Annotated in this window: 17 protein-coding genes, 1 tRNA gene and 3 rRNA genes; 4 read left to right on the top strand and 17 right to left on the bottom strand. The window is 60.2% G+C overall.

Going from position 1 to position 25547, the window contains the following annotated elements; all coding sequences use genetic code 11:
- Positions 1–73: 73 nt before the first annotated feature.
- The 4 genes from cueR to rph form a co-directional block, all read right to left on the bottom strand.
- Complete coding sequence (cueR, locus tag ACTG2S_RS02395; protein ID WP_005356117.1) at positions 74–463, bottom strand: Cu(I)-responsive transcriptional regulator; 390 nt, start codon at positions 461–463, stop codon at positions 74–76.
- A complete protein-coding gene (locus ACTG2S_RS02390; protein WP_274160733.1) occupies positions 464–2911 on the bottom strand; it encodes a heavy metal translocating P-type ATPase in 2448 nt (815 codons plus the stop codon).
- A 178-nt stretch (positions 2912–3089) separates the two neighbouring features.
- On the bottom strand, positions 3090–3743 hold the full coding sequence (gene pyrE / locus ACTG2S_RS02385; RefSeq protein WP_005356114.1) for an orotate phosphoribosyltransferase: 654 nt from the start codon (positions 3741–3743) through the stop codon (positions 3090–3092).
- A gap of 341 nt (positions 3744–4084) precedes the next feature.
- Entirely contained in the window at positions 4085–4801 is a 717-nt protein-coding gene (gene rph / locus ACTG2S_RS02380; protein ID WP_005339589.1) for a ribonuclease PH, read from the bottom strand.
- 147 nt (positions 4802–4948) lie between these two features.
- On the opposite strand from rph, the gene ACTG2S_RS02375 reads away from it, so the two are divergent.
- On the top strand, positions 4949–5812 hold the full coding sequence (locus ACTG2S_RS02375; RefSeq protein ID WP_005342032.1) for a YicC/YloC family endoribonuclease: 864 nt from the start codon (positions 4949–4951) through the stop codon (positions 5810–5812).
- Between the two features lie 120 nt (positions 5813–5932).
- On the opposite strand, the gene ACTG2S_RS02370 is transcribed toward ACTG2S_RS02375, so the two are convergent.
- The gene (locus tag ACTG2S_RS02370; RefSeq protein WP_439981935.1) at positions 5933–6838 is read right to left on the bottom strand and encodes a LysR substrate-binding domain-containing protein; all 906 of its coding nucleotides are present in this window, start codon (positions 6836–6838) and stop codon (positions 5933–5935) included.
- 120 nt (positions 6839–6958) lie between these two features.
- On the opposite strand from ACTG2S_RS02370, the gene ACTG2S_RS02365 reads away from it, so the two are divergent.
- The gene (locus ACTG2S_RS02365; RefSeq protein ID WP_421343600.1) at positions 6959–8086 is read left to right on the top strand and encodes an S-(hydroxymethyl)glutathione dehydrogenase/class III alcohol dehydrogenase; all 1128 of its coding nucleotides are present in this window, start codon (positions 6959–6961) and stop codon (positions 8084–8086) included.
- 48 nt (positions 8087–8134) lie between these two features.
- Positions 8135–8971, top strand: a complete 837-nt coding sequence (fghA, locus tag ACTG2S_RS02360) for an S-formylglutathione hydrolase (RefSeq protein ID WP_421343601.1) — start codon at positions 8135–8137, stop codon at positions 8969–8971.
- Positions 8972–9021: 50 nt separating this feature from the next.
- Here fghA and ACTG2S_RS02355 read toward each other — a convergent pair whose 3' ends face one another.
- Positions 9022–9744, bottom strand: coding sequence for a head GIN domain-containing protein (locus tag ACTG2S_RS02355; protein ID WP_439981934.1), 723 nt, complete (start codon positions 9742–9744; stop codon positions 9022–9024).
- A gap of 363 nt (positions 9745–10107) precedes the next feature.
- Between ACTG2S_RS02355 and ovoA the strand changes: the two genes are divergently transcribed.
- A complete protein-coding gene (gene ovoA / locus ACTG2S_RS02350; RefSeq protein ID WP_421343603.1) occupies positions 10108–12258 on the top strand; it encodes a 5-histidylcysteine sulfoxide synthase in 2151 nt (716 codons plus the stop codon).
- 79 nt (positions 12259–12337) lie between these two features.
- Here the strand turns inward: ovoA and ACTG2S_RS02345 are convergent, their stop codons facing one another.
- From ACTG2S_RS02345 to ACTG2S_RS02295, 11 genes are all read right to left on the bottom strand, one after another.
- Entirely contained in the window at positions 12338–13288 is a 951-nt protein-coding gene (locus tag ACTG2S_RS02345; RefSeq protein WP_058056266.1) for a bile acid:sodium symporter family protein, read from the bottom strand.
- 295 nt (positions 13289–13583) lie between these two features.
- A complete protein-coding gene (locus tag ACTG2S_RS02340; protein ID WP_421343604.1) occupies positions 13584–15029 on the bottom strand; it encodes an amino acid permease in 1446 nt (481 codons plus the stop codon).
- 166 nt (positions 15030–15195) lie between these two features.
- A complete protein-coding gene (locus ACTG2S_RS02335) occupies positions 15196–15534 on the bottom strand; it encodes a tRNA-binding protein (protein ID WP_005342042.1) in 339 nt (112 codons plus the stop codon).
- Between the two features lie 76 nt (positions 15535–15610).
- Entirely contained in the window at positions 15611–17056 is a 1446-nt protein-coding gene (locus tag ACTG2S_RS02330) for an amino acid permease (protein WP_439981933.1), read from the bottom strand.
- 102 nt (positions 17057–17158) lie between these two features.
- The gene (locus tag ACTG2S_RS02325) at positions 17159–17614 is read right to left on the bottom strand and encodes a beta-galactosidase subunit beta (protein ID WP_236283421.1); all 456 of its coding nucleotides are present in this window, start codon (positions 17612–17614) and stop codon (positions 17159–17161) included.
- Positions 17611–20685: a beta-galactosidase subunit alpha gene (gene ebgA, locus ACTG2S_RS02320; protein ID WP_421343606.1), complete on the bottom strand. Its 3075-nt coding sequence runs from the start codon at positions 20683–20685 to the stop codon at positions 17611–17613. Before ebgA ends, ACTG2S_RS02325 begins: the two co-directional genes overlap by 4 nt.
- A gap of 321 nt (positions 20686–21006) precedes the next feature.
- Positions 21007–21972, bottom strand: a complete 966-nt coding sequence (gene ebgR, locus ACTG2S_RS02315) for a transcriptional regulator EbgR (protein ID WP_323915650.1) — start codon at positions 21970–21972, stop codon at positions 21007–21009.
- A 166-nt stretch (positions 21973–22138) separates the two neighbouring features.
- A 5S ribosomal RNA gene (rrf, locus tag ACTG2S_RS02310) occupies positions 22139–22253 on the bottom strand.
- Positions 22254–22280: 27 nt separating this feature from the next.
- Positions 22281–22356 (bottom strand) — tRNA-Thr (locus tag ACTG2S_RS02305).
- 46 nt (positions 22357–22402) lie between these two features.
- Positions 22403–22517, bottom strand: a 5S ribosomal RNA gene (rrf, locus tag ACTG2S_RS02300).
- A gap of 121 nt (positions 22518–22638) precedes the next feature.
- A 23S ribosomal RNA gene (locus tag ACTG2S_RS02295) occupies positions 22639–25528 on the bottom strand.
- Between the last annotated feature and the right edge of the window lie 19 nt (positions 25529–25547).

The raw sequence follows: 25547 nt of genomic DNA, 5'->3' as shown, positions 1-25547 counted from the left end.
CAATAAAGCGCCGCTTATTAAGAAGTTAATCAATCAATAACGATTTCTTCTGCGCTGGCAGGTGAGTCCTTGCTCACCCCTTCTCCAATTCGTCGAGGATCGGGCACTCGGGATTTTCATCCCCGTGGCAGCAGCAGACCAGCCCTTCCAGGGAGGTAAGCATGGCCTGCAGCCCGGCGATGCGGGCGCGCAGATCGACGATCTTCTCCTGCGCCAGCTTCTTCACCTGGGCACTGGTTCTGTGTTCGTCACGGTAGAGCGCCAGCAGCTCCTGACACTCCTCCAGATTGAAGCCGGTCTCCCGCGCCCGCTTGACGAAACGCAACTCCCGCAACGCCCCCTCGGTGTAACTGCGATAGCCGTTGTCACTGCGTACCGGGGCTGTGATGAGGCCAATACTCTCGTAATAACGGATGGTCTTGGCGGTCAGCCCAGTGGCCTTGGCAACCTTGCTGATGTTCATTTATGCCTCCTTACTGATCGGGTTGGATGCTGGCCCGTGCGCCGCCCTGGGCTGCCAGCGTTTCAATAACAGGGAATTACTCAAAACAGTGATGCTGCTCAGGGCCATGGCCGCCCCAGCCAGCTCGGGGCTCAGGTAGCCCAGTGCCGCCAGCGGAATACCGATGATGTTGAACACGAAGGCCCAGAACAGATTCTGCTGTATGGTGCGCCAGGTCGCCGCCGAGATGTCGATGGCATCGGCCACCAACCGCGGGTCGGAGCGCATCAGGGTGATGGAAGCTGTCTCCATCGCCACATCGGAGCCGGAGCCCATGGCGATACCGACGTCCGCCGCCGCCAGCGCCGGGGCATCGTTCACTCCATCCCCCACCATGGCCACCAGCCCGCGGGTTTGCGCCCGCAGCGCCTCCACTTTCTCCACCTTGCCCGCTGGCAGCACGGAGTCAAAGGCTCCGTCCAGCCCCAGCTTGGCGGCGATATGGGCCACGGGAGCAGGTGCATCGCCACTCACCAGCCAGCTGGCGATACCGCGCTGGCGCAGGGTGGCGATGGCTTCCGGGCTCTCGGGGCGCAGGGTATCGGCCAGCGCCGCGATCCCCGCTACCACGCCGTCGATAGCGACCCAGACCCGGGTCGCCCCATCGGCGGCTTGTTCATCCTGTTGCGGCTGATCAATGCCGAGCTGGGCCAGCAGGGAACCATTGCCGATGGCGACACTGTGGCCCGCCACCTGACCGACTATGCCGGCACCGACCCGCACCTCGACCGCGTCGGGCTGAGGCAGTGCCACCCCGCTGCCGACCGCCTCGCGCATCGCCAGCGCCAGCGGGTGTTCGCTCGCCTGCTGCAGGGCGGCGGCCAGATGCAACTGCTCGTCATTGCCGCTCCAGCTCGCCAGCACGGGCTTGCCTTGGGTCAAAGTGCCTGTCTTGTCGAAGATAAGCGCCTTGATGGCGTGGGCCTTCTGCAGGGTATCGACATCCTTGATCAGAATGCCGTGGCGCGCCGCGACGCCGGTACCGGTGACGATGGCCGCCGGGGTTGCCAGCCCCAGCGCACAGGGGCAGGCGATCACCAGCACCGCCACCGCTGCCAGCAGCGCCTGACCGAAGTCGTTGCTGATGGCGTACCACACCAGCAGGGTGAACAGGGCGATGGCCATCACCACCGGCACGAACACGGCGGAAACCTTGTCCACCAGCTGTTGCAGTGGGGCCTTGCCCATCTGGGCGCTCTCCACCAGCGCGATGATCTTGCTGAGGCTGGAGTCCTCTCCCACGGTAGTGGCTTCAATTTCCAGCACGCCGGAGCGGTTGATGGCGCCACCCAGCACCTTGTCGCCCACACTGCGCGGTACCGGCAGGCTCTCGCCGGTGAGGATCGACTCGTCCAGCTCGCTGGCGCCGCTCACGATTTTGCCGTCCACCGGCACCCGCTCACCCACCAGCACCCGCAGCCGATCACCGCGCAGCACCTCGTCGATGGCGACGCTTTGCCAGTTCTCGCCACGCCAGACGGTGGCGGTTTCCGGCCGCAGCTCCATCAGTTCGCGAATGGCGGACTGGGTGCTGCGTCTGGCCCGTGCCTCCAGCAACTTGCCGAGGGAGATCAGGGTAATGATGATGGCGCTCGCCTCGAAATAGAGCTTGCCGCTGGCGGCCATCCCCAACGTCAGCAGCAGATAGAGGCTGTAGAAGTAGGCGGCGCTGGTACCGGTTGCCACCAGCACATCCATATTGGCTGCGCGGTTCTTGATGGCAAGCCAGGCGCCGCGATAGAAACGGGCCCCGATCCAGAACTGCACCGGGGTGGCGAGCAGCAGCTCGAGCCAGGCGGGCAGATGCCAAGGGAACAGTCCGGCCATGGCCAGCATCCCCACCAACAGTGGCAAGGTCAGCAACGCCGAGACGATGACCCGGATCTGCGCCTGACGGGCAGTGGCGGCCTCCTGCGCTTCCCGCTCCAGCAACTGCTGGCGGCGGCCGCTGGCCGAACCCTGTGCCAGTTGGGCGCCAAAGCCAAGCGCCTCGATCTGCTCGCGCAAAGCGGCTGGCGTCTGCATCCCGGGGACCAGCACGATGCGGGCCTGTTCGATGGAGAAGTTGACCTCGGCCGAGATAACGCCGGGCAGCGCGGCCAGCATCTTGTTCAGTCGAGCCGAACAACCGGCACAAGTCATACCGGTAATTTGAAACAAAAAGGTCTCGCTGCCGTAGTCGTAACCCTGACTCTTGATGCTGTCGAGCACCGCAGACAGGCGATCGGGGCTGGCCAGCTCGATGGCCGCCTGCTCCAGCGCGAAGTTGACTGTGGCCGATACCCCGTCGAGTTTGTTGAGGCTGGTCGCGATGCGGCCTGCGCAGTTGGCGCAGCTCATGCCGCTGAGCGGCAACTGCAGATGAATGGGTGATTGAAGATGAGTGGGTGATTGAAGATGAGTGGTCATGTTGTTCCTCCCCGGAACCTATCGGCACCACAAAACGCCGACTGGCAAACCCTAACCTTTACTGTAAGGGCAAGCTCAAGCCACATGATCCCCTTTTTGCAGATGAAAAAACGGCGCCCGTTTGCTGCCAGAGAACAAACGGGCACCGCATTCAGCTATTGCGCGGTGTGAGCGGAGTTCAGATACCGTACTGGGCGCGGTAAGCCTTCATGGCAGCCAATTGCGCCGCCAGCTCCGGCTGCTCGGCCTGCTTCTCTTCCAGATAGGCAATCAGGTCGCTCATCTGGATGATGGCGATGATGTGGGCGCCGTAGTCACGCTCCACCTCCTGAATGGCGGAGAGCTCGCCCTTGCCCTTCTCCTGACGGTCCAGCGCGATCAGCACGCCCGCCAGCGAGGCGCCATTGGCCTGGATCAGATCCATGGATTCGCGGATGGCGGTACCGGCGGTGATGACATCGTCCACCAGCATGATGCGACCTTTGAGCGGGCTGCCCACCAGATTGCCGCCCTCGCCGTGATCCTTGGCCTCCTTGCGGTTGAAGCACCAGGGCACGTCCACATCGTGCTGCTCCACCAGCTGTACGGCAGTGGCGGAGGCGATGGGGATCCCCTTGTAGGCCGGGCCAAACAGCACATCGAACTCGATACCGGCATCCATCAGAGCGGCGGCATAGAAGCGGCCGAGACGGGCTAGATCGCGGCCGCTGTTGAACAGACCGGCGTTGAAGAAGTAGGGGCTTTTACGACCGGATTTCAGGGTAAATTCACCGAATTTGAGGACCTGTTTCTCCAGGGCGAACTCGATAAATTGACGCTGGTAGGCTTTCATTCTGGCTCCTTGCTTGGCTTGTCGTTGTCTTGTGTGGGGGTATAAAAAAACGCGGTCAATGCCGCGTTTGCAGGATCTGTTGACGCTTCGTCACAGCCGCGACGGAGTCGGTTTTTGCGCAGAACTAGGCATGAGATGCGAAGTTTGGTAATCCAAACGAGGCATCGAATAACGACGTTATGCACAAAAACCGCCCCGTCCCTACGGGTTGCGTGGCAAAGGATGCCATGCGTTGTTGCAGGACTTGCCAAGGGAATAACCATTGGCGGCATCCTGCGCCTAGCCTGGCATCCTTTGACACTGCAACGCGACTTGTGCCGAAACATCAACAGGTCCTGGTATCAGGAGAGCGACTGCTTCTGCAGCGCAATGATGTCGGCAATGCCGCCCTTGGCGAGCGCCAGCATCTCCAGCAACTCTTCATGGGTGAAGGGCTCGGCCTCCGCGGTGCCCTGCACCTCGATGATGCGACCATCTTCGGTCATCACCACGTTCATATCGGTCTCGGCGGCGGAGTCTTCGATGTACTCCAGATCGCAGATGGCTTCGCCCTGATACATGCCGACGGAGACGGCGGCGATCATCTGCTTGAGCGGGCTCTGCTTGATCATGCCCTTCTCGACCATCCAGTTCAGCGCATCCACCAGCGCCACGCAGGCACCGGTAATGGAAGCGGTGCGGGTGCCGCCATCGGCTTGCAGCACGTCACAGTCAACAGTGATGGAGTGCTCGCCCAGCGCAGTCAGGTCTACCGCGGCACGCAGGGAGCGGGCTATCAGCCGGGAGATCTCCAGAGTACGGCCACTCTGCTTGCCGGAGGCCGCTTCGCGGTTCATCCGGGAGTGGGTGGAGCGCGGCAGCATGCCGTATTCGGCGGTGACCCAGCCCTGGTTCTTCCCTTTCAGGAAGCGCGGAACGCTGGTGTCGACGCTGGCGGTGCAGAGCACGCGAGTGTTACCGAACTCCACCAGCACTGAGCCTTCTGCATGTTTGGTGAAATTGCGGGTAATGGTAACCGGGCGAAGCTGCGCGGCACTGCGATCGCTTGGACGTGACATGGGACGGACCTCTGGGCTGGCTCAAATTGGCGGGGGATTATAAGTGATCCCGCCCCAAATATCAGCCGCTAAAACCACGGCATCGGCTGACGAGCAGGGCCGGGCTGAGTATACTGACCGCACACTTCATCAAGCCCGGAACAATCAATGATTCACAGCATGACCGCCTACGCCCGCAAGGAATTCAAGGGCGACTGGGGCACAGCCGTTTGGGAAATTCGTTCGGTCAACCAGCGTTATCTGGAGACCTACATTCGCCTGCCGGAGCAACTGCGCAGCCTGGAACCGGTTCTGCGTGAGCGTTTCCGCGCCAAATTGCAGCGCGGCAAGGTGGAGTGCAACCTGCGCTTCGAGGCCGCTCAGGCCGCTGCCAGCCAACTCCATATCAATGAAGAGCTGGCCAAGCTCATCATCGACAGCGCCAGCTGGGTAATGAAAGAGGCGGGTCAGGGCCAGCTCAACCCGGTCGACGTACTGCGCTGGCCGGGCGTCATGGCTGCCGCCGAGCAGGACATGGACGCGGTCGCCACCGAGCTGCTCGGCGGTTTTGACCAGACCATGGAAGATTTCCTCGCCTCCCGCGCCAGCGAGGGGGCCAACCTCAAGGCGCTGATCGAACAGCGCCTTGCCGGTATTCAGGTGGAAGTGAAGAAGGTACGCGTCCACCTGCCGCAGATCATCGAGTGGCAGCGCCAGAAGCTCACCGACCGTCTGGCCGAAGCCAAGGTGGAGCTGGATCCAGCCCGCATCGAACAGGAGATCGTGCTGCTGGCCCAGAAGATCGACGTGGCCGAAGAGCTGGATCGTCTGGAGATGCACATCAGCGAGACCAACAAGATCATGAAGAAGGGTGGCGCCTGTGGCCGTCGCCTCGACTTCATGATGCAGGAGTTCAACCGCGAGTCTAACACCCTCGGTTCGAAGTCGATCAACGCCGAAGTGACCCAGTCCGCCGTCGAGCTGAAAGTCCTCATCGAGCAGATGCGCGAGCAGATCCAGAACATCGAGTGATGGGTCGCTGACTATCCGGTTGTTGCCTGCAAAAGAGCCCTTGATTCCTCAAGGGCTCTTTTATTTTCCAGCCATCGCACCTGTCGCCCACCACCGGTGAGTCAACGGGCGGGGAACACCCTAGCCTATCGGCATCACCAGCGCCGGTTGGTGAGGGTCGCTCAGCCATTCGGCGAGGTAGTCCACCAGCAGCCGCACCTTGGGGGAGAGGTGGCGGTTATGGGGATAGAGAGCCCAGATCCCCTCCGCCGGGGCCCGCAGTTCGGGCAGCAGCTCGATCAATTCGCCTCGGGCCAGATGGTCGCTCACGTAGTAGTCCGGCAGCTGGATGATGCCGATCCCCTTGAGCGCCGCATCCAGCAGGGCGTGGCCGCTGTTGCACTGCAACAGGCCGCGCACCCGCACGCTGTGGGGGCGACCATCCAGAGTGAAGTGCCACTCGTCGCTGTTGCCCACCAGACAGGTGTGGCGGGTCAGCTCGGAAAGGCTGTTGGGCATGCCGTGGCGGGCGGTGTAGGCCGGTGAGGCGCAGACATAGGGCACCCGCTGCGCCAGCTTGCGCGCCACCAGCGTCGAATCCTTGAGGTGGCCGAGCCGAAGCGCCAGATCGTAGCCTTCGTGCACCAGATCCAGCAGCTGGTTGGTGAGGTTGAGAGTCACCTCCAACTGGGGGAAACGCACCATGAAGTCGTTCACCAGCGGGGCGATGCGGCTCTCGCCGTAGGAGACGGGGGCCGTAATGCGCAGCGACCCTTGCGGCACCGCCTGATGACGCCCCACCGCCAGCTCCGCCTCGTAGAGGTTGTCGAGCAGCTGACGGCAGTGGCGATAGTAGATCTCGCCAAGCTCGGTGAGCCGCACCTGACGGGTGGTGCGCAGCAGCAGCTTGGCCTGCAGCCGATCCTCCAGCTGTGCCACCTGACGGCTGACCTGCGCCACCGACACCCCCAGCTTGCGCGCCGCCGGGGTAAAGCCCCCCTGCTCCGCCACGCTGACAAATTCACAGATCCCTTCCCAGCCGAACATTATTACCTGTGTGTAAAAGTGATTTGAGATTTGCCCTCATTATCACCAAATCGGCGGGAAACTACACTGACTGTCCGAACTCATCTCTGTTCACCCTGCTCAACAAGAAGGATGTCATTCATGGCACAGGTTCAAAGCATCAAGTGTAAAGCCGCCATCGCCTGGGGCCCGGGTCAGCCCCTCTCCATTGAAGAGGTCGAGGTCATGCCGCCACAAGCGGGAGAGGTGCGGGTGCGCATCGTCGCGACCGGCGTCTGCCACACCGATGCCTTCACTCTCTCCGGTGAAGATCCGGAAGGGGTCTTCCCCTGCATTCTCGGTCACGAGGGGGGCGGCATCGTCGAATCGGTCGGCGAAGGGGTCACCAGCGTCAAGGTGGGCGATCACGTGATCCCGCTCTACACCCCCGAGTGCGGCGAGTGCAAATTCTGCAAATCCGGCAAGACCAACCTCTGCCAGAAGATCCGCGCCACTCAGGGCAAGGGGCTGATGCCGGACGGCACCACCCGCTTCTCCAAGGATGGCCAGCCCATCTATCACTACATGGGCACCTCCACCTTCAGCGAATACACGGTACTGCCGGAGATCTCCATCGCCAAGGTGGACCCGGCCGCCCCGCTGGAAGAGGTCTGCCTGCTCGGCTGTGGCGTCACCACCGGCATCGGCGCCGTGATGAACACCGCCAAGGTGAAGCAGGGTGAGAGTGTCGCCATCTTCGGGCTGGGTGGCATCGGCCTCTCGGCAGTGATCGGCGCCCGTCTGGCCAAGGCCGGTCGCATCATCGCCATCGACATCAACGAGAGCAAGTTTCCGCTTGCCCGCAAGCTGGGTGCCACCGACTGCATCAACCCGAACGATTACGACAAACCGATTCAGGAGGTGATCGTCGAGCTGACCGATGGCGGCGTCGACTTCTCCTTCGAGTGCATCGGCAACGTCAAGGTGATGCGTGCAGCGCTCGAGTGCTGCCACAAGGGTTGGGGCGAGTCGGTCATCATCGGCGTCGCCGGAGCGGGTCAGGAGATCAGCACCCGTCCGTTCCAGCTGGTCACCGGTCGGGTCTGGCGCGGCAGCGCCTTCGGCGGGGTACGCGGTCGCAGCGAACTGCCGAGCTATGTGCAGCGCTACATGCAAGGTGAGTTCCGCCTCGATGACTTCATCACTCACACCATGGGGCTTGAGCAGATCAACGAGGCATTTGATCTGATGCACCAAGGCAAGAGCATCCGCACCGTCATCCACTACTGAGCATGATCGCCCCGCCCGCCATTGTGGGCGGGGTGCAGGAGTCCTTCGATGAATCTGGAGATTATCAGCAGCAACAAGAGCTTCGGCGGCTGGCACAAGCGCTATCGCCACAGCGCCAGCGTGCTCGGCTGCGAGATGAATTTTGCCATCTATCTGCCGCCTCAGGCTCTCACCGGCCAGAAGGTGCCCGTGCTCTACTGGCTCAGCGGCCTCACCTGCACCGATGAGAACTTCATGCAGAAGGCGGGTGCCCAGCGTATCGCCGCCGAGCTGGGCATAGCACTGGTGGCGCCGGACACCAGCCCTCGCGGCGACGGCGTGGCCGACGATCCCGGTTATGACCTCGGCATGGGGGCAGGCTTTTACGTCAACGCCAGCCAGAGCCCCTGGCAAGCTCACTACCAGATGTATGACTACGTCACCCGCGAGCTGCCTGACTTGATGGAGACCCACTTCCCGGTCTCGACCCGCCGCGCCATCAGCGGCCACTCCATGGGCGGTCACGGAGCGCTGATCGCCGCGTTGCGAGAGCCGGGTCGCTACCGCTCGGTCTCGGCATTCAGCCCGATCTGCCACCCGAGCCGCTGCCCCTGGGGCCAGAAGGCGCTTGGCGCCTATCTCGGCAGCAATCCTCTGCTGTGGCAGGAGTGGGATGCCTGCCAACTGCTGCGCCACCAGCCGGTCACGCCGCTACCAACCCTGGTGGATGTGGGGCTGGATGATCCCTTCCTCGCCGAGCAGTTGCATATCGATGCGCTGGCCGAGGTGGCGGCCAGCAAGGGGTGGCCGCTAGAGCTCAACCGCCACGAGGGCTATGACCACAGCTACTACTTCGTGGCGAGCTTTATCGAGGCGCACCTGCGCTTTCACGCCCGCCACCTCTGATCAAAACAGGCCCGTTGCGGGCCTGTTTCAGTTGTGGTGATCGGTTGATATCAGCTGCCCGCTCGGGTCACTCCGCCGGAGCCCACGATCTGCTGCTCCACCTCGGGGTCACCCCAGTAGGTGATGTTGCCGGTGCCTGCGATGCCGATCTTGAGGGTTTTCTGGGCCCGCACCTCCACATCACCGCTGCCGGCGATATTGACCTCGACCTCGTTGCCACGCATCTCGCTGCCCAGCACATCGCCAGCACCGGCAATGTTCAGCTCGATGCTGGCAGCAGAGCCACTCCCCAGATCCAGGCTACCTGCACCAGCGATATTGCCTTTCAATCGCTGTACCTCCAGCTGGCTGGCGACGATACCACCTGTTCCCGCCACTGACAGCTCCAGCGCCTCGCCCTTGAAGCCGTGCAGATCGCCGTTGCCGGTACCTGCCAGCGCCATTTCACTGAGCTCTGGCAGGATGATGGTGATCTCCAGCGGTTCGGTAGGCCGCAGTCGGTAACCCTCCTTTACCTCGATCTCCAGCTTGCTGCCGCGCTCACTCAGCTCCAGATACGGCAAGAGATTTGCCTGCCCCTTGATCAGGATGCCGCGCTGCGCCCCCGCGACCAGATGGAGGGTGGCAGGCACCCCCGCCAGCACACGGGTCACCCCATCACCGAGCGCCTGCTGGCGCTCGACCACAGCCCCCGTTCCGGTCACTCTGGTCTGATCCAGCCAGTGACAACCACTGAGCCCCGCCATCAACATGACAACCATCATCCATTTCATCGCTACTCTCCTCCTTATGTGTTGGCCATCCAGGGCCAATTGGTTTTCATGCTCTGCAAAGCGTGAGCCAAAAATTAACATGATGATTCAAAAGGAAATAACTGTTTCACCCAGAACAGAACGAAGAATTTAGAGAGTCATTTAGACCATATTCTGGTGAAAATAACCATTCTCGAACGGATATGATTGTGGCTGATTGGCGGGTCGTCCTGCCGGTCACTATGCTGACAGCCCGCAGAAGTTTTTAATTGCCCTGTCGGTCTGTTGAGCCAATAGTGGTACTTCGTGCGTACCAAGCTCTCCATTGCGGTAATGTCATTACCACTGTCTTGTCAGTCTTCACTGCCAACAAGGAGTCAGAGCGTGACCCAAGCAAGCCCTCTCTATTCCACTGCCACCGGTCTGCCGGAGCCGACTCGCACCCCGTTGCTGACCGGCAGCGATCCCGAGCAGAAACGGCGCGAGCTGCTCGCCTACTTCTGCCAGACCTTCGATCTCTACGACTCACTGTTCGACTGTCTGGCCGATGAGCGGGCCTGGTTCAACAAGGCGATCCCGCTGCGCCATCCGCTCATCTTCTACTACGGCCACACCGCCGCCTTCTTCATCAACAAACTGCTGGCGGCGCGCCTGATCGACCAGCGGCTGGATGCCCGCATCGAGGCCATGGTTGCCATCGGGGTGGACGAGATGAGCTGGGACGATCTGGACGAGACCCACTACGACTGGCCCAAGGTCAGCGAGCTGCGCAGCTATCGGGCCAAAGTCCGTTCGCTGGTGTGTGATTTCATCCGCCAGATGCCGCTCACCCTGCCCATCGACTGGCAGAGCCCGGCCTGGGTGATCCTGATGGGGATAGAGCACGAGCGCATCCACCTCGAGACCTCCAGCGTGCTGATCCGCCAGTTGCCGCTCGCCTGGGTGCGGCCGCAGCCTTATTGGCCCACCTGTACCGAAGCCCGCCACCGCATTGACCTGGTACCCGCCAACAGCCTGCTGCCGGTGGCCGGCGGCAAGGTGCGCCTTGGCAAGCAGGACGCCACCTACGGCTGGGACAACGAATATGGCGAGCGCCAGATCGAGCTGGCCCCGTTTCAGGCCAGCCGCATGCTGGTGAGCAATGCCGAGTACCTCGCCTTCGTCCAGGCGGGCGGCTACGACCAGCAACAGTGGTGGGATGAGGAGGGATGGGGCTGGTGCCAGTACGCCAAGGCGCAGATGCCCACCTTCTGGGTGGGTGACCCCGCCGAGCCCGAACAATTGCAGCTGCGGCTGATGACCGAGCAGGTCGCCATGCCCTGGGACTGGCCGGTCGAGGTGAATCAGCTGGAAGCGGCCGCCTTCTGTCGCTGGAAGGCGGCCCTGACCGGACTCCCCATCCAGCTGCCGAGCGAGGCGGAATGGATGCTGCTGCGCGAGCAGCTACCCGGCGATCAGCCGGACTGGACACAGGCCCCCGGCAATATCAATCTGGCCCGTTTCGCCTCCTCTTGCCCGGTGGATGCCTGCCTGCAAGGGGAGTTCTTCGATCTGGTGGGCAATGTCTGGCAGTGGACCAGCACCGCCATCGATGGCTTCGACGGCTTTAAAATCCACCCGCTCTACGACGACTTCTCCACCCCCACTTTTGATGGCAAGCACACCCTGATCAAGGGCGGCAGCTGGATCAGCACGGGTAACGAAGCGCTCAAATCATCCCGTTACGCCTTCCGGCGTCACTTCTTCCAGCATGCGGGTTTCCGCTATCTGGTCTCCCGTTATCAGGAACCCGTTATCGTGAATCCCTATGAAACCGACACGCTGGTCGCTCAGTACCTCGACTTCCAGTACGGCCCGAGCCACTTCGGGGTAGCCAACTACGCCAAGACGCTTGCTGATCTTGCTGGCGAGCTCTGCAGCAACCACCAGCGGGCGCTGGATATCGGCTGCGCCACCGGCCGTGCCAGCTTCGAACTGGCCCGCCACTTCCAGCATGTGGACGGGGTGGACTACTCGGCCCGCTTCATCGATGTGGCGCTGGCCCTCGCCAGCCAGGACAGCTTCCGCTACGCCATTCCGCTGGAGGGTGAACTGGTGGAGTATTGCGAGGCACGCCTGTCGAGCCACGGGCTGGGGGCGAGTCAGGCTGAGCGCATCCACTTCAGTCAGGGGGATGCCTGCAACCTCAAGCCCAAATATGATCACTACGATCTGGTGCTCGCCTCCAACCTGATCGACCGGCTGCGGGAGCCCGCCCGCTTCCTGCGTGACATAGCTCCCCGACTGCGCAGCGGTGGCCTGCTGGTGCTCACCAGCCCCTATACCTGGCTGGCGGAATATACCCCGCCCGCCAACTGGCTCGGCGGCATTCGTGAAAACGGCGAGGCGCTCACCACCTATCAGGCGCTGCAACGGCTGTTGGCGGCCGAATTCGAGGAGCACTGCCCGCCCCGGGATGTGCCCTTCGTCATCCGCGAGACCGCCCGCAAATACCAGCACACGGTGGCGCAGCTGACCGTCTGGCGCAAACGCTAATCCGCCGATCGGCATGCAGATGAGAAGAGGGAGGCCAACGGGTCTCCCTCTTGTTATGGCAATAAAAACGGCGCGAGTATCAATGCCCCTGCTCGTGATAGCGGCGCGCCAGCACGGCGCAGACCATCAGCTGGATCTGGTGGAAGATCATCAGCGGCAGCACCATGACGCCGACGCTGGCGGCCGGGAACATGACGTTGGCCATCGGCACTCCGTTGGCGAGGCTCTTCTTGGAGCCGCAGAAGACGATGGTGATCTCGTCCGCCTTGTCGAAGCCGAGGCGACGGCTGATCCAGACGTTCCAGCAGAGCACCAGCGCCAGCAAGACGCAGCTCAGCAGCACGATACTGGCCAGATCGTACCAACCTACTTGGTGCCAAATCCCCTGCACCACCGCCTCGCTGAAGGCGACATAGACCACCAGCAGGATGGAGCTCTGATCCAGCTTGCCGATGAGCGGGCGATGGCTATCGACCCAGCGACCAATCAGCGGACGCGACAGGTGGCCCACCACAAAAGGCAGCATCAGCTGCATCATGATGGACTGAATGGAGTGCCAGGTGTCGATCCCCTCCCCTTGCACGTGGATCATCATCCCCACCAGCACCGGCGAGAGGAAGATGCCGAGGATGCTGGAGGCCGAGGCGCTGCACACCGCCGCCGACACATTGCCCCCTGCCATCGAGGTAAAGGCGATAGCCGACTGCACGGTGGCAGGCAGGGCGCAGAGATAGAGGAAGCCGAGGTAGATGGCCGGGCTCAGCCAGCTCGGTACCAGCGGGGTGAGCAGCAGCCCGAGCAGCGGAAACAGCACGAAGGTGCTGAGCATCACCACCAGATGAAGCCGCCAGTGACCGAGGCCCGCCAGCAGGTTCTGGCGCGACAGCTTGGCGCCATGCATGAAGAACAGGAGCGCCACCGCCAGCTTGGTCAGCAGACCGAACCAGACGGCCACCTGCCCCTCGCAGGGAAAGAGGGAGGCCAGGGTGACCACCGCAATCAGCACAACAGTAAAGGGATCCAGACGCACGAAAGGTCTCCATCAGAAGGGCATCCTGCTGCCGTGGCGGCAGTCAGGACTGGGGAAGACAAGAAACAGAGCGGGAGATGTCTGGCACCTCCCGCTAAAACGAACCTCCAGCTTACCCCGATAACGGAGAGGCGCAAAGTTGAGCGGCGAATAATTGTTCATCAATGCTTAACGCCTTCGCCATATCGAGTAGCAAAAGTTGACGATAAACCGGCCCTGACAGCTCCCAAACGGCTAAAAATGGATAAAAAAACGGGCGACCAAGGCCGCCCGTTCCGCTTTTTCACCCAGCCGATCAGCGCTGGCTGGCCAGCCTGCCGCTGCCGCCTTTCTTCTCATTGCCGGCGAGCTTGCGGGCCTGCCGCTTCTCGAAGCGGGAGATCCACCAGTAGGCCAGCGCCGAGAAGACCGCGGTCATAAAGACGTTGATAAAGAAGGCGCGCACCAGATCCACCCCGGCCGGGAAGGCGGAGGCACTCATGCTCACCACGAAGATGGCGATCAGCACCGACACCACGCTCATCCCGAACTTGCGCGATCCCATGCGGAAGTCGCGGGGGGTGTCGTCATGTTTCCAGCGGAACACGAAGTAGGCCACCATGATGAAGATCGGCGGCAACATGGCGGTACCGGCGGTGAGGTTGATGGCGGTGTTCATCATCTGCTGCACCGACTCGGAACCGAAGCCGTTGACCACCAGCATCGCGAACACGAAGACAAACTGCCACCAGGCGGCGCGCACCGGCACGCCGTGCTCGTTGAGCTGGGTGGTCTTCTCGCCGTAAACCCCCTGCGGGATCTCGGAGAAGTGGATCTTCACCGGCGCCGAGGTCCACATCATCATGGAGCCGAACATGGCGATAAACAGCACCACGCCGACGAAGCGGCCCACCAGCGCTTCGGAGAGCCCGAAGTACTGGGCCATGCCGGTGAAGATCTCCACCATGCCGCCGGCATAGGTGAGGCTCTCGCGCGGCACGAACACGTTCACCAGCAGGGAACCGACCGCATACATGGCGCCGATGACGATACCGGCACTGATGATCACCTTGATGAAGGACTTCTGGCCGCCCTTCACATCATTGAGGTAGGCCGCTGCGGTCTCGGCACCGCCCGCCGCCTGGAAGATCCAGCACATGATGCCCAGCGTCGCCCAGTTGACGGTGGGAGTCATTGCCCCCAGCGTGATGGGCTGGGCTGGCACATGATCGCCACTCAGGGCCATCAACGCGCCCAGCACATAGATGGCGAACAGGGCAAATACCCCGTAGGCCACGATCTCGGCAATCTTGCCGAGCCAGCTCGCCCCCTTGGTGGAGATGTGGGTCGCCGCCGCAAACAGCACGATGGAGATGATCGAGGTGACCATGGGCGAGAAGCTGTACTCATAGCCCAGCATGGCGTAGGAGGCGTAGGCGATGACGTTGGGCAGCAATGAGACGAACCAGAACAGGTTCACGAACCAGTAGAGAAACGAGCCCAGATAGGCCATCCGGGTGCCGAGCGGTTTTTTCAGCCAGTCGTACATCCCCGACTCGGAGTTTTTATTGGCCGAGACGAACTCGGCGATGATGAAGACGAACGGAATGAAGTAGACGATGGTCGCCAGCAGGAAGATGGGGGCGGAGCTGAGCCCCAGCTCGATGTTGTTGTTGACGATGTTGCGCACGTTGAACACGGCGGCAAAGGTCATCGACAACAAGGCAAACTTGCCTATGGTGCCGCGTACGGATTCAGACATGGTGTCCTCCAGTGGACTCGCGCTCCCTGCGGGTAACGCTGTGACTCTGTGATGTGTTCGGCAAGGGTCTGTCGGCCCCGCGCTTTACTCTCTTGTTATGATCGGGCCGCGTGGACGGCCTCGTTGGTGAACCGGTGCCGTCTCCCGCACCGGCTCGCAATACCAGTCAGACGATCGGAGTGCCCGGCGCCATCGGCACCCGCGGCTGCAGCAGCACGCTCTGGCTCTCGTCCGGGGTCTCGGCGCAGAGCAACATGCACTCGGATCGCTCACCGCGCATTTTGGTGGGCTTAAGGTTGGTCAGCACCACCACCTCACTGCCCATCAGCTCCTCTTCGCTGTAGTAAGGCACCAGACTGGTGACGGTCTGCAGCGGCCGCTCGCCACCCACGTCGATCTGGACGATGTAGAGTTTGTCGGCCCCGGGGTGACGCACCACCTCCAGCACCTTGCCCACCTTCATCTCGACCCGCTTGAATTCGGCAAACTCGATCGTCTCGCTCATGCTCTTTTCCTTTTCTGGTTCAACGGTTTGCGGGTGGCCAACGGCCACCCGGTTTGATTGGGATTCAATGCCGTGCCTATGGCGTCTGCATGGCAACCTGCGCCGCCGGCTGGGCCTCTTTCGCACGCGCTTCGGCACTGAGGGAGGCCTCGTATCTGTTGTATTTCCACCAGGCGAAGCCAAGGAAAATCACGATCCCGCCGACGTTGTAGAAGATGATGGTCATGATGTCGGCGCCGGTCGGGAAGGTGGAGGCGAGGAAGCCCACCGAGAAGATGGCGATCTGCACCGAGACCACGGCGATGCCGGTGGTGCGCGAACCCATCCTGAAATCCCGCGGCAGGTGATCGAGATTCAGACGCAGATTGAGGTAGGCCAGCATGATGAACAGCGGCGGCAGCATGGAAGCGGCTGCGGTCATGTTGATGACGGTGTTCATCAGATCCTGCGCTGTGTTGGAGCCCAGAGTCGGGATCACCATCAGCGGCAGCACGATGAGGTACTGGATCCAGGCAGCACGGGCGGGCACGCCATTCTCGTTCAGCTCGACCGTCTTCTTGCCGAAGATGCCGGCCGGGATCTCGGAGAAGAAGATCTTCACCGGCGTCGCGGTCCACATCAGCAGGGAGCCGAACATGGCGGTGAAGGAGACCAGACCGACGAAGCGGTTCATCAGGATCTCCGGCAGGCCGAAGTAGGCCGCTAGCCCTTCAAACACCTGCACCGAACCGCCGGTATATTTCAGGGTGCCGCTCGGCACGAATACGTTGATCAGCAGGGAGGCGATGGAGTAGAGCACCCCGATAAAGATCCCGGCGACGATGATCACCTTCACGAAGGATTTGGAGCCCCCCTTCACATCATTGACGTAGACCGCCACCGACTCGGCGCCACCGGCTGCCATAAAGATCCAGGTGGTGATGCCCAGAAACGCCCAGCTGAAATCGGGGACCATCGCCTCTACCGTGATCGGGTCAGCCGGCTGCACGCCGCCCACCAGTGCCGCACCTGCCAGCAGAATGTAGGAGAGGGTCAGCAGCAGCATCAGGGACGAGGTCACCGAGGTGATGGGGCCGAGCATCTTGGCGCCGTTGGTGGAGACGTAGGTGGCAAAGGCGAACAGCACCATGCTCAATGCCGTGGTCGCCACCGGGGTGAGAATGTACTCGTAGCCGAGGAAGGCATAGGAGGCATAGGCGATGACCCGCGGCAGCAGCGAGGTGAAGAAGAAGAGGTTCACGAACCAGTAGGTGTAGGCGGAGATAAAGGCCCAGCGACCGCCGAGGGAGCTCTTCACCCAGGCGTAAACCCCCGCTTCGGAGTTCTTATTCAGTGACACAAATTCCGCAATGATCAGGCAGAACGGAATGAAGTAGAAAATGGTGGCCAGAAAGAACATCGGGGCCGAGGCCAGACCGATCTCGATGTTGTTGTTGATGACGTTGTTGAAGCTGAATACCGCTGCGAAGGTGAGCGACAGCAGACCAAACTTGCCTATCGTATTGCGTTTGGAATCAGACATGGTGCATCTCCAGACCTGTAGTTATTGCCGCGAAAGGGCGGGGCATGATTTGTAGGGTGAGCCCCGCCCTTCCGGCTTTTGTCAGTGCGAACCGGCGGCTTGTTATTTGTTCTTGAAGTAGCCGCCTTCGACGGTGACCTTGATGATCACCTTGCGCACCGGGCTGTCGCCGACGAATCGGTAGGCCTCGTCGTTCTCGAAGATCACCACCTGCCCGTTGCCGACCTGCTGGCGCTCACGCACCTCGCCTGCCAGCCACTCGCGGTCGGTGGTGTCGTCATAGGCCTGCTCGACCCGCAGCTCGCTCTTGGCTGCCCACTCCACCGTCTCTTCCCCTTCCAGGTAGTAGTGAACGTCGAAGTAGCGGCGCTGCCCCTCGAACAGTGAGGTGGCCGGGCTGGCCCCCTCCTGCAAGCGGTAGGTGAGGGAGTCACCGATGGAGTGGCAGATGCCGGGCTTGAGGTTCGCCAGGTTGTTGATGGCCTCCACGCAGCGGCCCCACTTCTTGCCCTCCCGGTAGATGTTTTTGAACAGGGTCAGGTTGTCCAGAGTGATCATGCGAGGTTCCTCCCGCCGTTGATGGTGAGATCGAGCCCGGCCAGCGCAGCCGGATTGAGGTTGCCACGGGCGATGGGCAGCAGGGTCAGACCGAAGCTGAACGGCTCGAAGCGCACCCGCCAGGAGTCCAACACCTCGGAGCCCCAGGAGTTGGAACCCAGCCCCAGCACCTTGTGATCCAGATTGAGGGTGAGATAGCCACAGGGTTCCAGCTCATTGATGTGCTGCGCCGCGTGGATATGCTCCCAGCTGTAGGGCCAGACGCTCAGGTTGATGGGGGCATCAGGCCGCACGTAGAGACCGGCGCCGTGGCGGTTGGTCAGGGTCGCCCAGCGCACCTGCTGGCGGTTGCCGTTGTCCTGCGGGAAGGGGTAGTGCTCCCACATCTCACCCACCGTGCTGTTGAAGCGGTCGATCCAGTTGCTCTGGCGGCTGTCCTGATAGTTCTCGCCCGGTCCCATGCCGTAGTAGTGCACCCGGTCGAGATCCTGACGAATGCCCAGTTCGAAGCCGATCTTGGGGATGATGTCGTCGTAGCCGCCGTAAGGCTGACCAGAGAGCGCCACGTGCAGCTGACCATTCGGGCTCAGGGTGTAGACGTAGCGGCAGCGCATGCCGAAGTCGAACACCGGCGGCGCGATCAGACTCTCAACCGTTACCTCGACCGCCTCGCCCAGCTGACGCCAGCTCAGAGTGCGGAAGTGCTCCTGCATGATCTGCAGGTGGTTCGGGTGCCACAGGCTCTCGTACTCCTGCTTGTGGTTGTCGATCATCGGCTTGAAGAAGGTGAGACGCGGCGCCCGCTCGATAAGCTCATTGCCATCTTGCTGCCAGCTCACCAGCTTGCCATCGAGGCACGAGAAGCGCAGGGCGAAGCCGCTGCCGCTCAAGGTCAGGTCAAGGCGCTCATCGGCAATCTGCAACGGAGTGGCGTTGGGGTTGGCAAAGAGCTGCAGCTGGCGAGTCGACTCTTTCAGCTGGAACTGGTACTGGCCCAGCTCGTGCTCCGCCGCGCTGTAGCGGGTGGCGGTGGCCTTGATGACCCGCAGCTGGACGAAGGTTTCCCGCCCATCGAGGGATGGCAGCTCGAGCTGCAACTCTGTGGTGGCACCGGGGGCAACCCCTTCCAGCCGGATTTGCTGGCTGGCCAGCAGCTCGCCCTCGGCCTTCACTTCGACCAACAGACGGATGTCGTCGAGAGTGGAGAACCAGTAGCGGTTTTCCACTGCCAGCTTGCCGCTCGCCAGATCCAGCGCACGCACCTTGACCGGGCAGATCACCTGCTTGTATTCGCGCAGGCCAGGCCCCGGGGTCTGATCCGGATAGATGAGGCCATCCATGCAGAAGTTGTAGTTGTTGGGGTAGTCGCCGTAGTCGCCGCCATACTTGTAGACTGGGCGGCCCTGCTCGTCCTGATCCAGAATGCCGTGATCGCACCACTCCCAGATGTAGTGACCCTGAATGTGGGGATGGCGGTCGAACACCTGCTGGTATTCGCTGAGGCCACCCGGGCCGTTGCCCATGGCGTGGGCGTATTCGCAGAGGATGCGTGGCTTCTCCATCGGGAACTCGCCAAAGCAATTCATCTGGGAGACGCGGGAATACATGGTACTCACCACATCCACCACCTCGGCATCGCGATCCTCTTCGTAGTGCACCAGCCGGGTCGGGTCGATCGCCTTGCAGCGCTGGTACATGGCTCTGATGTTGCAGCCGTAGCCGGACTCGTTGCCGAGCGACCAGATAATGATGGAGGGGTGGTTCTTCTGGGCGTGCACGTGGCGCTCGATGCGATCCACGAACACCGGCTCCCAGAAGGGGTCATCGGTGATGCGGCTGAGATCGCCGACGTTGGCAAAACCGTGGGTCTCCACGTCGGTCTCCGCCATCACGAACAGACCGTACTGGTCGCACAGCTCGTAGAAGCGCGGGTCGTTCGGGTAGTGGGCAGTGCGCACCGAGTTGAGGTTGTGCTGTTTCATCAGCACGATATCGCGTTCAACACGGTCCATGCCGACCGCGCGGCTCTTGAGGTGGTCATTGTCGTGGCGGTTCACCCCGTGCAGCTTGAGGTAGTGGCCGTTGACGTAGAAGAGGCCATCCTTGACCTTGATTTCACGCACCCCGACCCGCTGCGGGATCACTTCCAGCAGCTCGCCCTGACCGTTGTAGAGGGAGAGTTGCAGCTGGTAGAGGTAAGGATCTTCGGCGCTCCACAGATGGGGGTTGGCCAGATCCAACGTGAAGTGGCAATCACACTTGCCGTCGATGACGAGATGGTCGAGTGTGCCACTGGCGATCTCGCTGCCCTGATCCAGCAGGGACCAGACCAGACGGTGATCACGGGCGGGCGCCCCCAGATTTTCCAGCTGGAGATCGCAGCTCAGGGTTGCGCTTTGATTGTCATCGGCCAGCGCGGTGCGGATGAAGAAGTCCTGCACATGGGCGGCAGGTTTGCCCACCAGATAGACGTCGCGGAAGATCCCCGCCATCCACCACATGTCCTGATCTTCGATATAGGTGGAGTCTGCCCACTGCATCACCCGCACCGACAACAGGTTCTCGCCAATGCTGGCGTAGGCACTGATATCGAACTCGGCGGTGAGGCGGCTCCCCTTGCTGAAGCCGACATACTGGCCGTTCACATAGACCTCGAAGTAGGTCTCCACCCCGTCAAACTTGATGATTACCTGCTCGCCGTCCCAGGCCGGGCTCAGCGTGAAGCTGCGCTGATAGGCACCGGTGGGGTTGTTGGTCGGCACGAAGGGCACGTCGATGGGGAAGGGAAAACCTTCGTCGGTGTACTGCAGCTGGCCATGCCCTTCCATCTGCCACATGTTGGGCACGGTGATCTGGCCCCATTCGTTCATGGGGCTGTGATAGAAGGCCTCCGGCACCTGCAGGGGGTGGTCGAAGTAGTGGAACTGCCACTGGCCGCCAAGGCTCAGAAAACGGCGGCTCAGCTCGCGCTGCATGGTGGCCGCCAGCGCGTGGTCGGCATAAGAGAAGAAGTAGGCACGCGGGGCCAGCCTGTTTTCACCAACGAATTGGACGTTTTCCCAGTTATTCACATGTCCTCCCGGAACAAGGCAACTTTGACTGGGTAAACTCTAGATAAACATTTACTAAATATCAGCTTTGAATTGGTAAAGTTTTAACCTGATCACAATGAGCAGATGGTTTTGTGAGCGAGATCAGAAGCGGGAGATAAAGGAAGGCAAGATATGGAGGAGTGGCATGGATGTTGATAATAGCTGGCTGGATTGCAATAAAATCAACTATAAAACAATATGATATGAAGTTGTTGGATGATATGGGAAAGAGGTTTGCTAGGGAGAGGTGTCGCACCATCGTAAGATGGCGCGACTAAAAAGCAGAGTGCTTTACTAAAATCAGCGAGTGGTGCCGCGCAGGGTCAACTTGCTCGGTACCAGCACTCGGAGTGGAATATCACGCTCGTCTCGCAGCCGCTCAACCAGCAAATTGACCCCCTGGGAGCCCATCAACTCGGAGTGGATCCGCACCGTAGAGAGTGGCGGGAAGGTGAACTTGGCGGTCGGAATATCGTTGACGCTGATAAGCTCGATCTGCTGGGGAATCGCCAGTCCCTTCTCGTGGATGGCACGCAGCACACCAATGGCGATGGAGTCGGAGGCGACGAACAGCGCCTTGGGCCAGTCACCCGCCAGCATCTCCTTCGCCAACTGGTAGCCGGAAGCGCTGGAGAAGTCCCCACGATAGAGATCGCTCTCCTGCACCACCCCCAGCCGCTGGCCATAATCCCGGAAGGCCAGTTCGCGCAGATCCGGATTCTCATCCTGGCCACCGATATAACCGATGCGCTGGTGTCCCTGAGCGATGAAGTAATCGACTACCTGCTGGCTGATCAGGGCGAGATCCACATCGACCGAGTCGAACTCTCCCTGTGAACGGCAGTCGACAAACACCAGCTGGCTGGAACAAGCCCTGAGCTGGACGAGACGCTCGGCTGTGAGGGTACCGACCACCAGAATGCCATCTACAGGGCTCAGCTCACGCCCTTCACCACAGTTGTAGAGATGGGTCAGCTCGATATTGAGGCGGGCACTCTGGGTCTCGATACCATAACGGATGGCGAGATAGTAAGGGTCGTTGACCTCGGTACTCTGGGGATAGGCATAGACCACCAGAAAGTGCAGCTTGCTCTTGTGTACCCCCTTGCGGGCGCTGCTGGTCTTGTACTCCAGCCGTTCGGCAATCTCGAAGATCCGCTGCTTGGTCTCTTCCTTGACGCTCAGGCTGGGATCCTCGTTCAGTACCCGGGATACCGTCGCGAGAGAAACCCCCGCTTCCTGTGCAATTTCCTTCAACGTAGCCATCAATACCTCGCTGGCAGCATCACGTGTTAATCGGTAACGGCTAAAGAGTAACGGGCAATCCCTTGATAGCCCAGCATTTTTACTAAAATGCCGATAGCAGGGCCGATTTTTGAAATCGCAGAAATGCAAAAAGGCCTCCCGAATGGGAGGCCTCTTCTAAATAGGTGCCTGACAGTGTCCTACTCTCGCATGGCGAATGCCACACTACCATCGGCGCTACCGCGTTTCACTTCTGAGTTCGGCATGGGATCAGGTGGTTCCACGGCGCTATTGCCGTCAGGCAAAAGCTTTTAAAACTAACTTGAAAATGGTGCTGATACCCAGAATCGAACTGGGGACCTCATCCTTACCAAGGATGCGCTCTACCGACTGAGCCATATCAGCACACTAACCGGTAAAGACCACGCTGGGCGTAATCTTGAAATTGGGTGCCTGGCAGTGTCCTACTCTCGCATGGCGAATGCCACACTACCATCGGCGCTACCGCGTTTCACTTCTGAGTTCGGCATGGGATCAGGTGGTTCCACGGCGCTATGGCCGCCAGGCAAATTCTTAATCTAGAAAGCTGACGTGAATAACAACTTGGCTAGTTTGCCTTGTCACTATCACTGAATTGGTAGTTCGCTTAGGTTTGCTACAAGCCTTAGAACACTTCTTGGGTGTTGTATGGTTAAGCCTCACGGGTAATTAGTACGGGTTAGCTCAATGCATCGCTGCACTTACACACCCCGCCTATCAACGTTGTGGTCTCCAACGGCCCTTTAGGACCCTCAAGGGGTCAGGGATGACTCATCTCAGGGCTCGCTTCCCGCTTAGATGCTTTCAGCGGTTATCGATTCCGAACTTAGCTACCGGGCAGTGCCACTGGCGTGACAACCCGAACACCAGAGGTTCGTTCACTCCGGTCCTCTCGTACTAGGAGCAACTCCCTTCAATCATCCAACGCCCACGGCAGATAGGGACCGAACTGTCTCACGACGTTCTGAACCCAGCTCGCGTACCACTTTAAATGGCGAACAGCCATACCCTTGGGACCGACTTCAGCCCCAGGATGTGATGAGCCGACATCGAGGTGCCAAACACCGCCGTCGATATGAACTCTTGGGCGGTATCAGCCTGTTATCCCCGGAGTACCTTTTATCCGTTGAGCGATGGCCCTTCCATTCAGAACCACCGGATCACTATGACCTACTTTCGTACCTGCTCGACCTGTCCGTCTCGCAGTTAAGCTGGCTTATGCCATTGCACTAACCTCCTGATGTCCGACCAGGATTAGCCAACCTTCGTGCTCCTCCGTTACTCTTTGGGAGGAGACCGCCCCAGTCAAACTACCCACCAGGCACTGTCCGCGAGCCCGATTCAGGGCCCTGCGTTAGAACATCAAACATACAAGGGTGGTATTTCAAGGACGGCTCCAGCGCAACTGGCGTCACGCCTTCAAAGCCTCCCACCTATCCTACACATGTAGGTTCAATGTTCAGTGCCAAGCTGTAGTAAAGGTTCACGGGGTCTTTCCGTCTAGCCGCGGGTACACCGCATCTTCACGGCGAATTCGATTTCACTGAGTCTCGGGTGGAGACAGCATGGCCATGGTTACACCATTCGTGCAGGTCGGAACTTACCCGACAAGGAATTTCGCTACCTTAGGACCGTTATAGTTACGGCCGCCGTTTACCGGGGCTTCGATCAAGAGCTTCGCTTGCGCTAACCCCATCAATTAACCTTCCGGCACCGGGCAGGTGTCACACCCTATACGTCCACTTTCGTGTTTGCAGAGTGCTGTGTTTTTGATAAACAGTCCCAGCCATCTGGTCACTGCGACTCCCAACTGCTCCATCCGCAAGGGACTTCACTGTCAAGAGCGAACCTTCTCCCGAAGTTACGGTTCTATTTTGCCTAGTTCCTTCACCCGAGTTCTCTCAAGCGCCTTGGTATTCTCTACCCGACCACCTGTGTCGGTTTGGGGTACGATGACTTGTAATCTGAAGCTTAGAGGCTTTTCCTGGAAGCAGGGCATCAATGGCTTCCGCACCGTAGTGCGTTCGTCTCGTGTCTCAGCGTTGCACCTCCGGATTTACCTAAAGGTACCGCCTACGCACTTTCACCAGGACAACCGTCGCCTGGCCCACCTAGCCTTCTCCGTCCCCCCATCGCAATTACAAGTCGTGCAGGAATATTAACCTGCTTCCCATCGACTACGCCTTTCGGCCTCGCCTTAGGGGTCGACTCACCCTGCCCCGATTAACGTTGGACAGGAACCCTTGGTCTTCCGGCGAGGAGGCTTTTCACCCCCTTTATCGTTACTTACGTCAGCATTCGCACTTCTGATATCTCCAGCATACCTCTCGATACACCTTCGCAGACTTACAGAACGCTCCCCTACCACTCACACATAAGTGTGAATCCGCGGCTTCGGTGCCTGGTTTGAGCCCCGTTACATCTTCCGCGCAGGCCGACTCGACTAGTGAGCTATTACGCTTTCTTTAAATGATGGCTGCTTCTAAGCCAACATCCTAGCTGTCTGAGCCTTCCCACATCGTTTCCCACTTAACCAGAACTTTGGGACCTTAGCCGGCGGTCTGGGTTGTTTCCCTCTTCACGACGGACGTTAGCACCCGCCGTGTGTCTCCCGGATATTACTTACTGGTATTCGGAGTTTGCATGGGGTTGGTAAGTCGGGATGACCCCCTAGCCCAAACAGTGCTCTACCCCCAGTAGTATTCGTCCGAGGCGCTACCTAAATAGCTTTCGGGGAGAACCAGCTATCTCCGAGTTTGATTGGCCTTTCACCCCCAGCCACAGGTCATCCCCTAACTTTGCAACGTTAGTGGGTTCGGTCCTCCAGTTGATGTTACTCAACCTTCAACCTGCCCATGGCTAGATCACCCGGTTTCGGGTCTACACCTTGCAACTAGACGCCCAGTTAAGACTCGGTTTCCCTACGGCTCCCCTATACGGTTAACCTCGCTACAAAATGTAAGTCGCTGACCCATTATACAAAAGGTACGCAGTCACCCCGAAGGGCTCCCACTGCTTGTACGTACACGGTTTCAGGTTCTATTTCACTCCCCTCACAGGGGTTCTTTTCGCCTTTCCCTCACGGTACTGGTTCACTATCGGTCAGTCAGGAGTATTTAGCCTTGGAGGATGGTCCCCCCATATTCAGACAGGATGTCACGTGTCCCGCCCTACTCGATTTCACATCAAGGTTGTTTTCGTGTACGGGGCTATCACCCTGTATCGCCGGCCTTTCCAGGACCGTTCCACTAACTTCCAAGATGCTTAAGGGCTAATCCCCGTTCGCTCGCCGCTACTGAGGGAATCTCGGTTGATTTCTTTTCCTCGGGGTACTTAGATGTTTCAGTTCTCCCGGTTCGCCTCTGTTACCTATGTATTCAGTAACAGATACCCGAGTTATCTCGGGTGGGTTTCCCCATTCGGAAATCTGTGAGTAATAGCGTCTCTTACCGACTTCTCACAGCTTATCGCAGGTTAGTACGTCCTTCATCGCCTCTGACTGCCAAGGCATCCACCATGTACGCTTAGTCACTTAACCATACAACCCCAAGAAGTGT

This window comes from Aeromonas sp. 82P (assembly GCF_051919365.1).
GTDB lineage: Bacteria > Pseudomonadota > Gammaproteobacteria > Enterobacterales > Aeromonadaceae > Aeromonas > Aeromonas veronii.
Note: the sequence above shows the minus strand (reverse complement) of the source record. Positions and strands in the feature narration are given on the sequence as shown.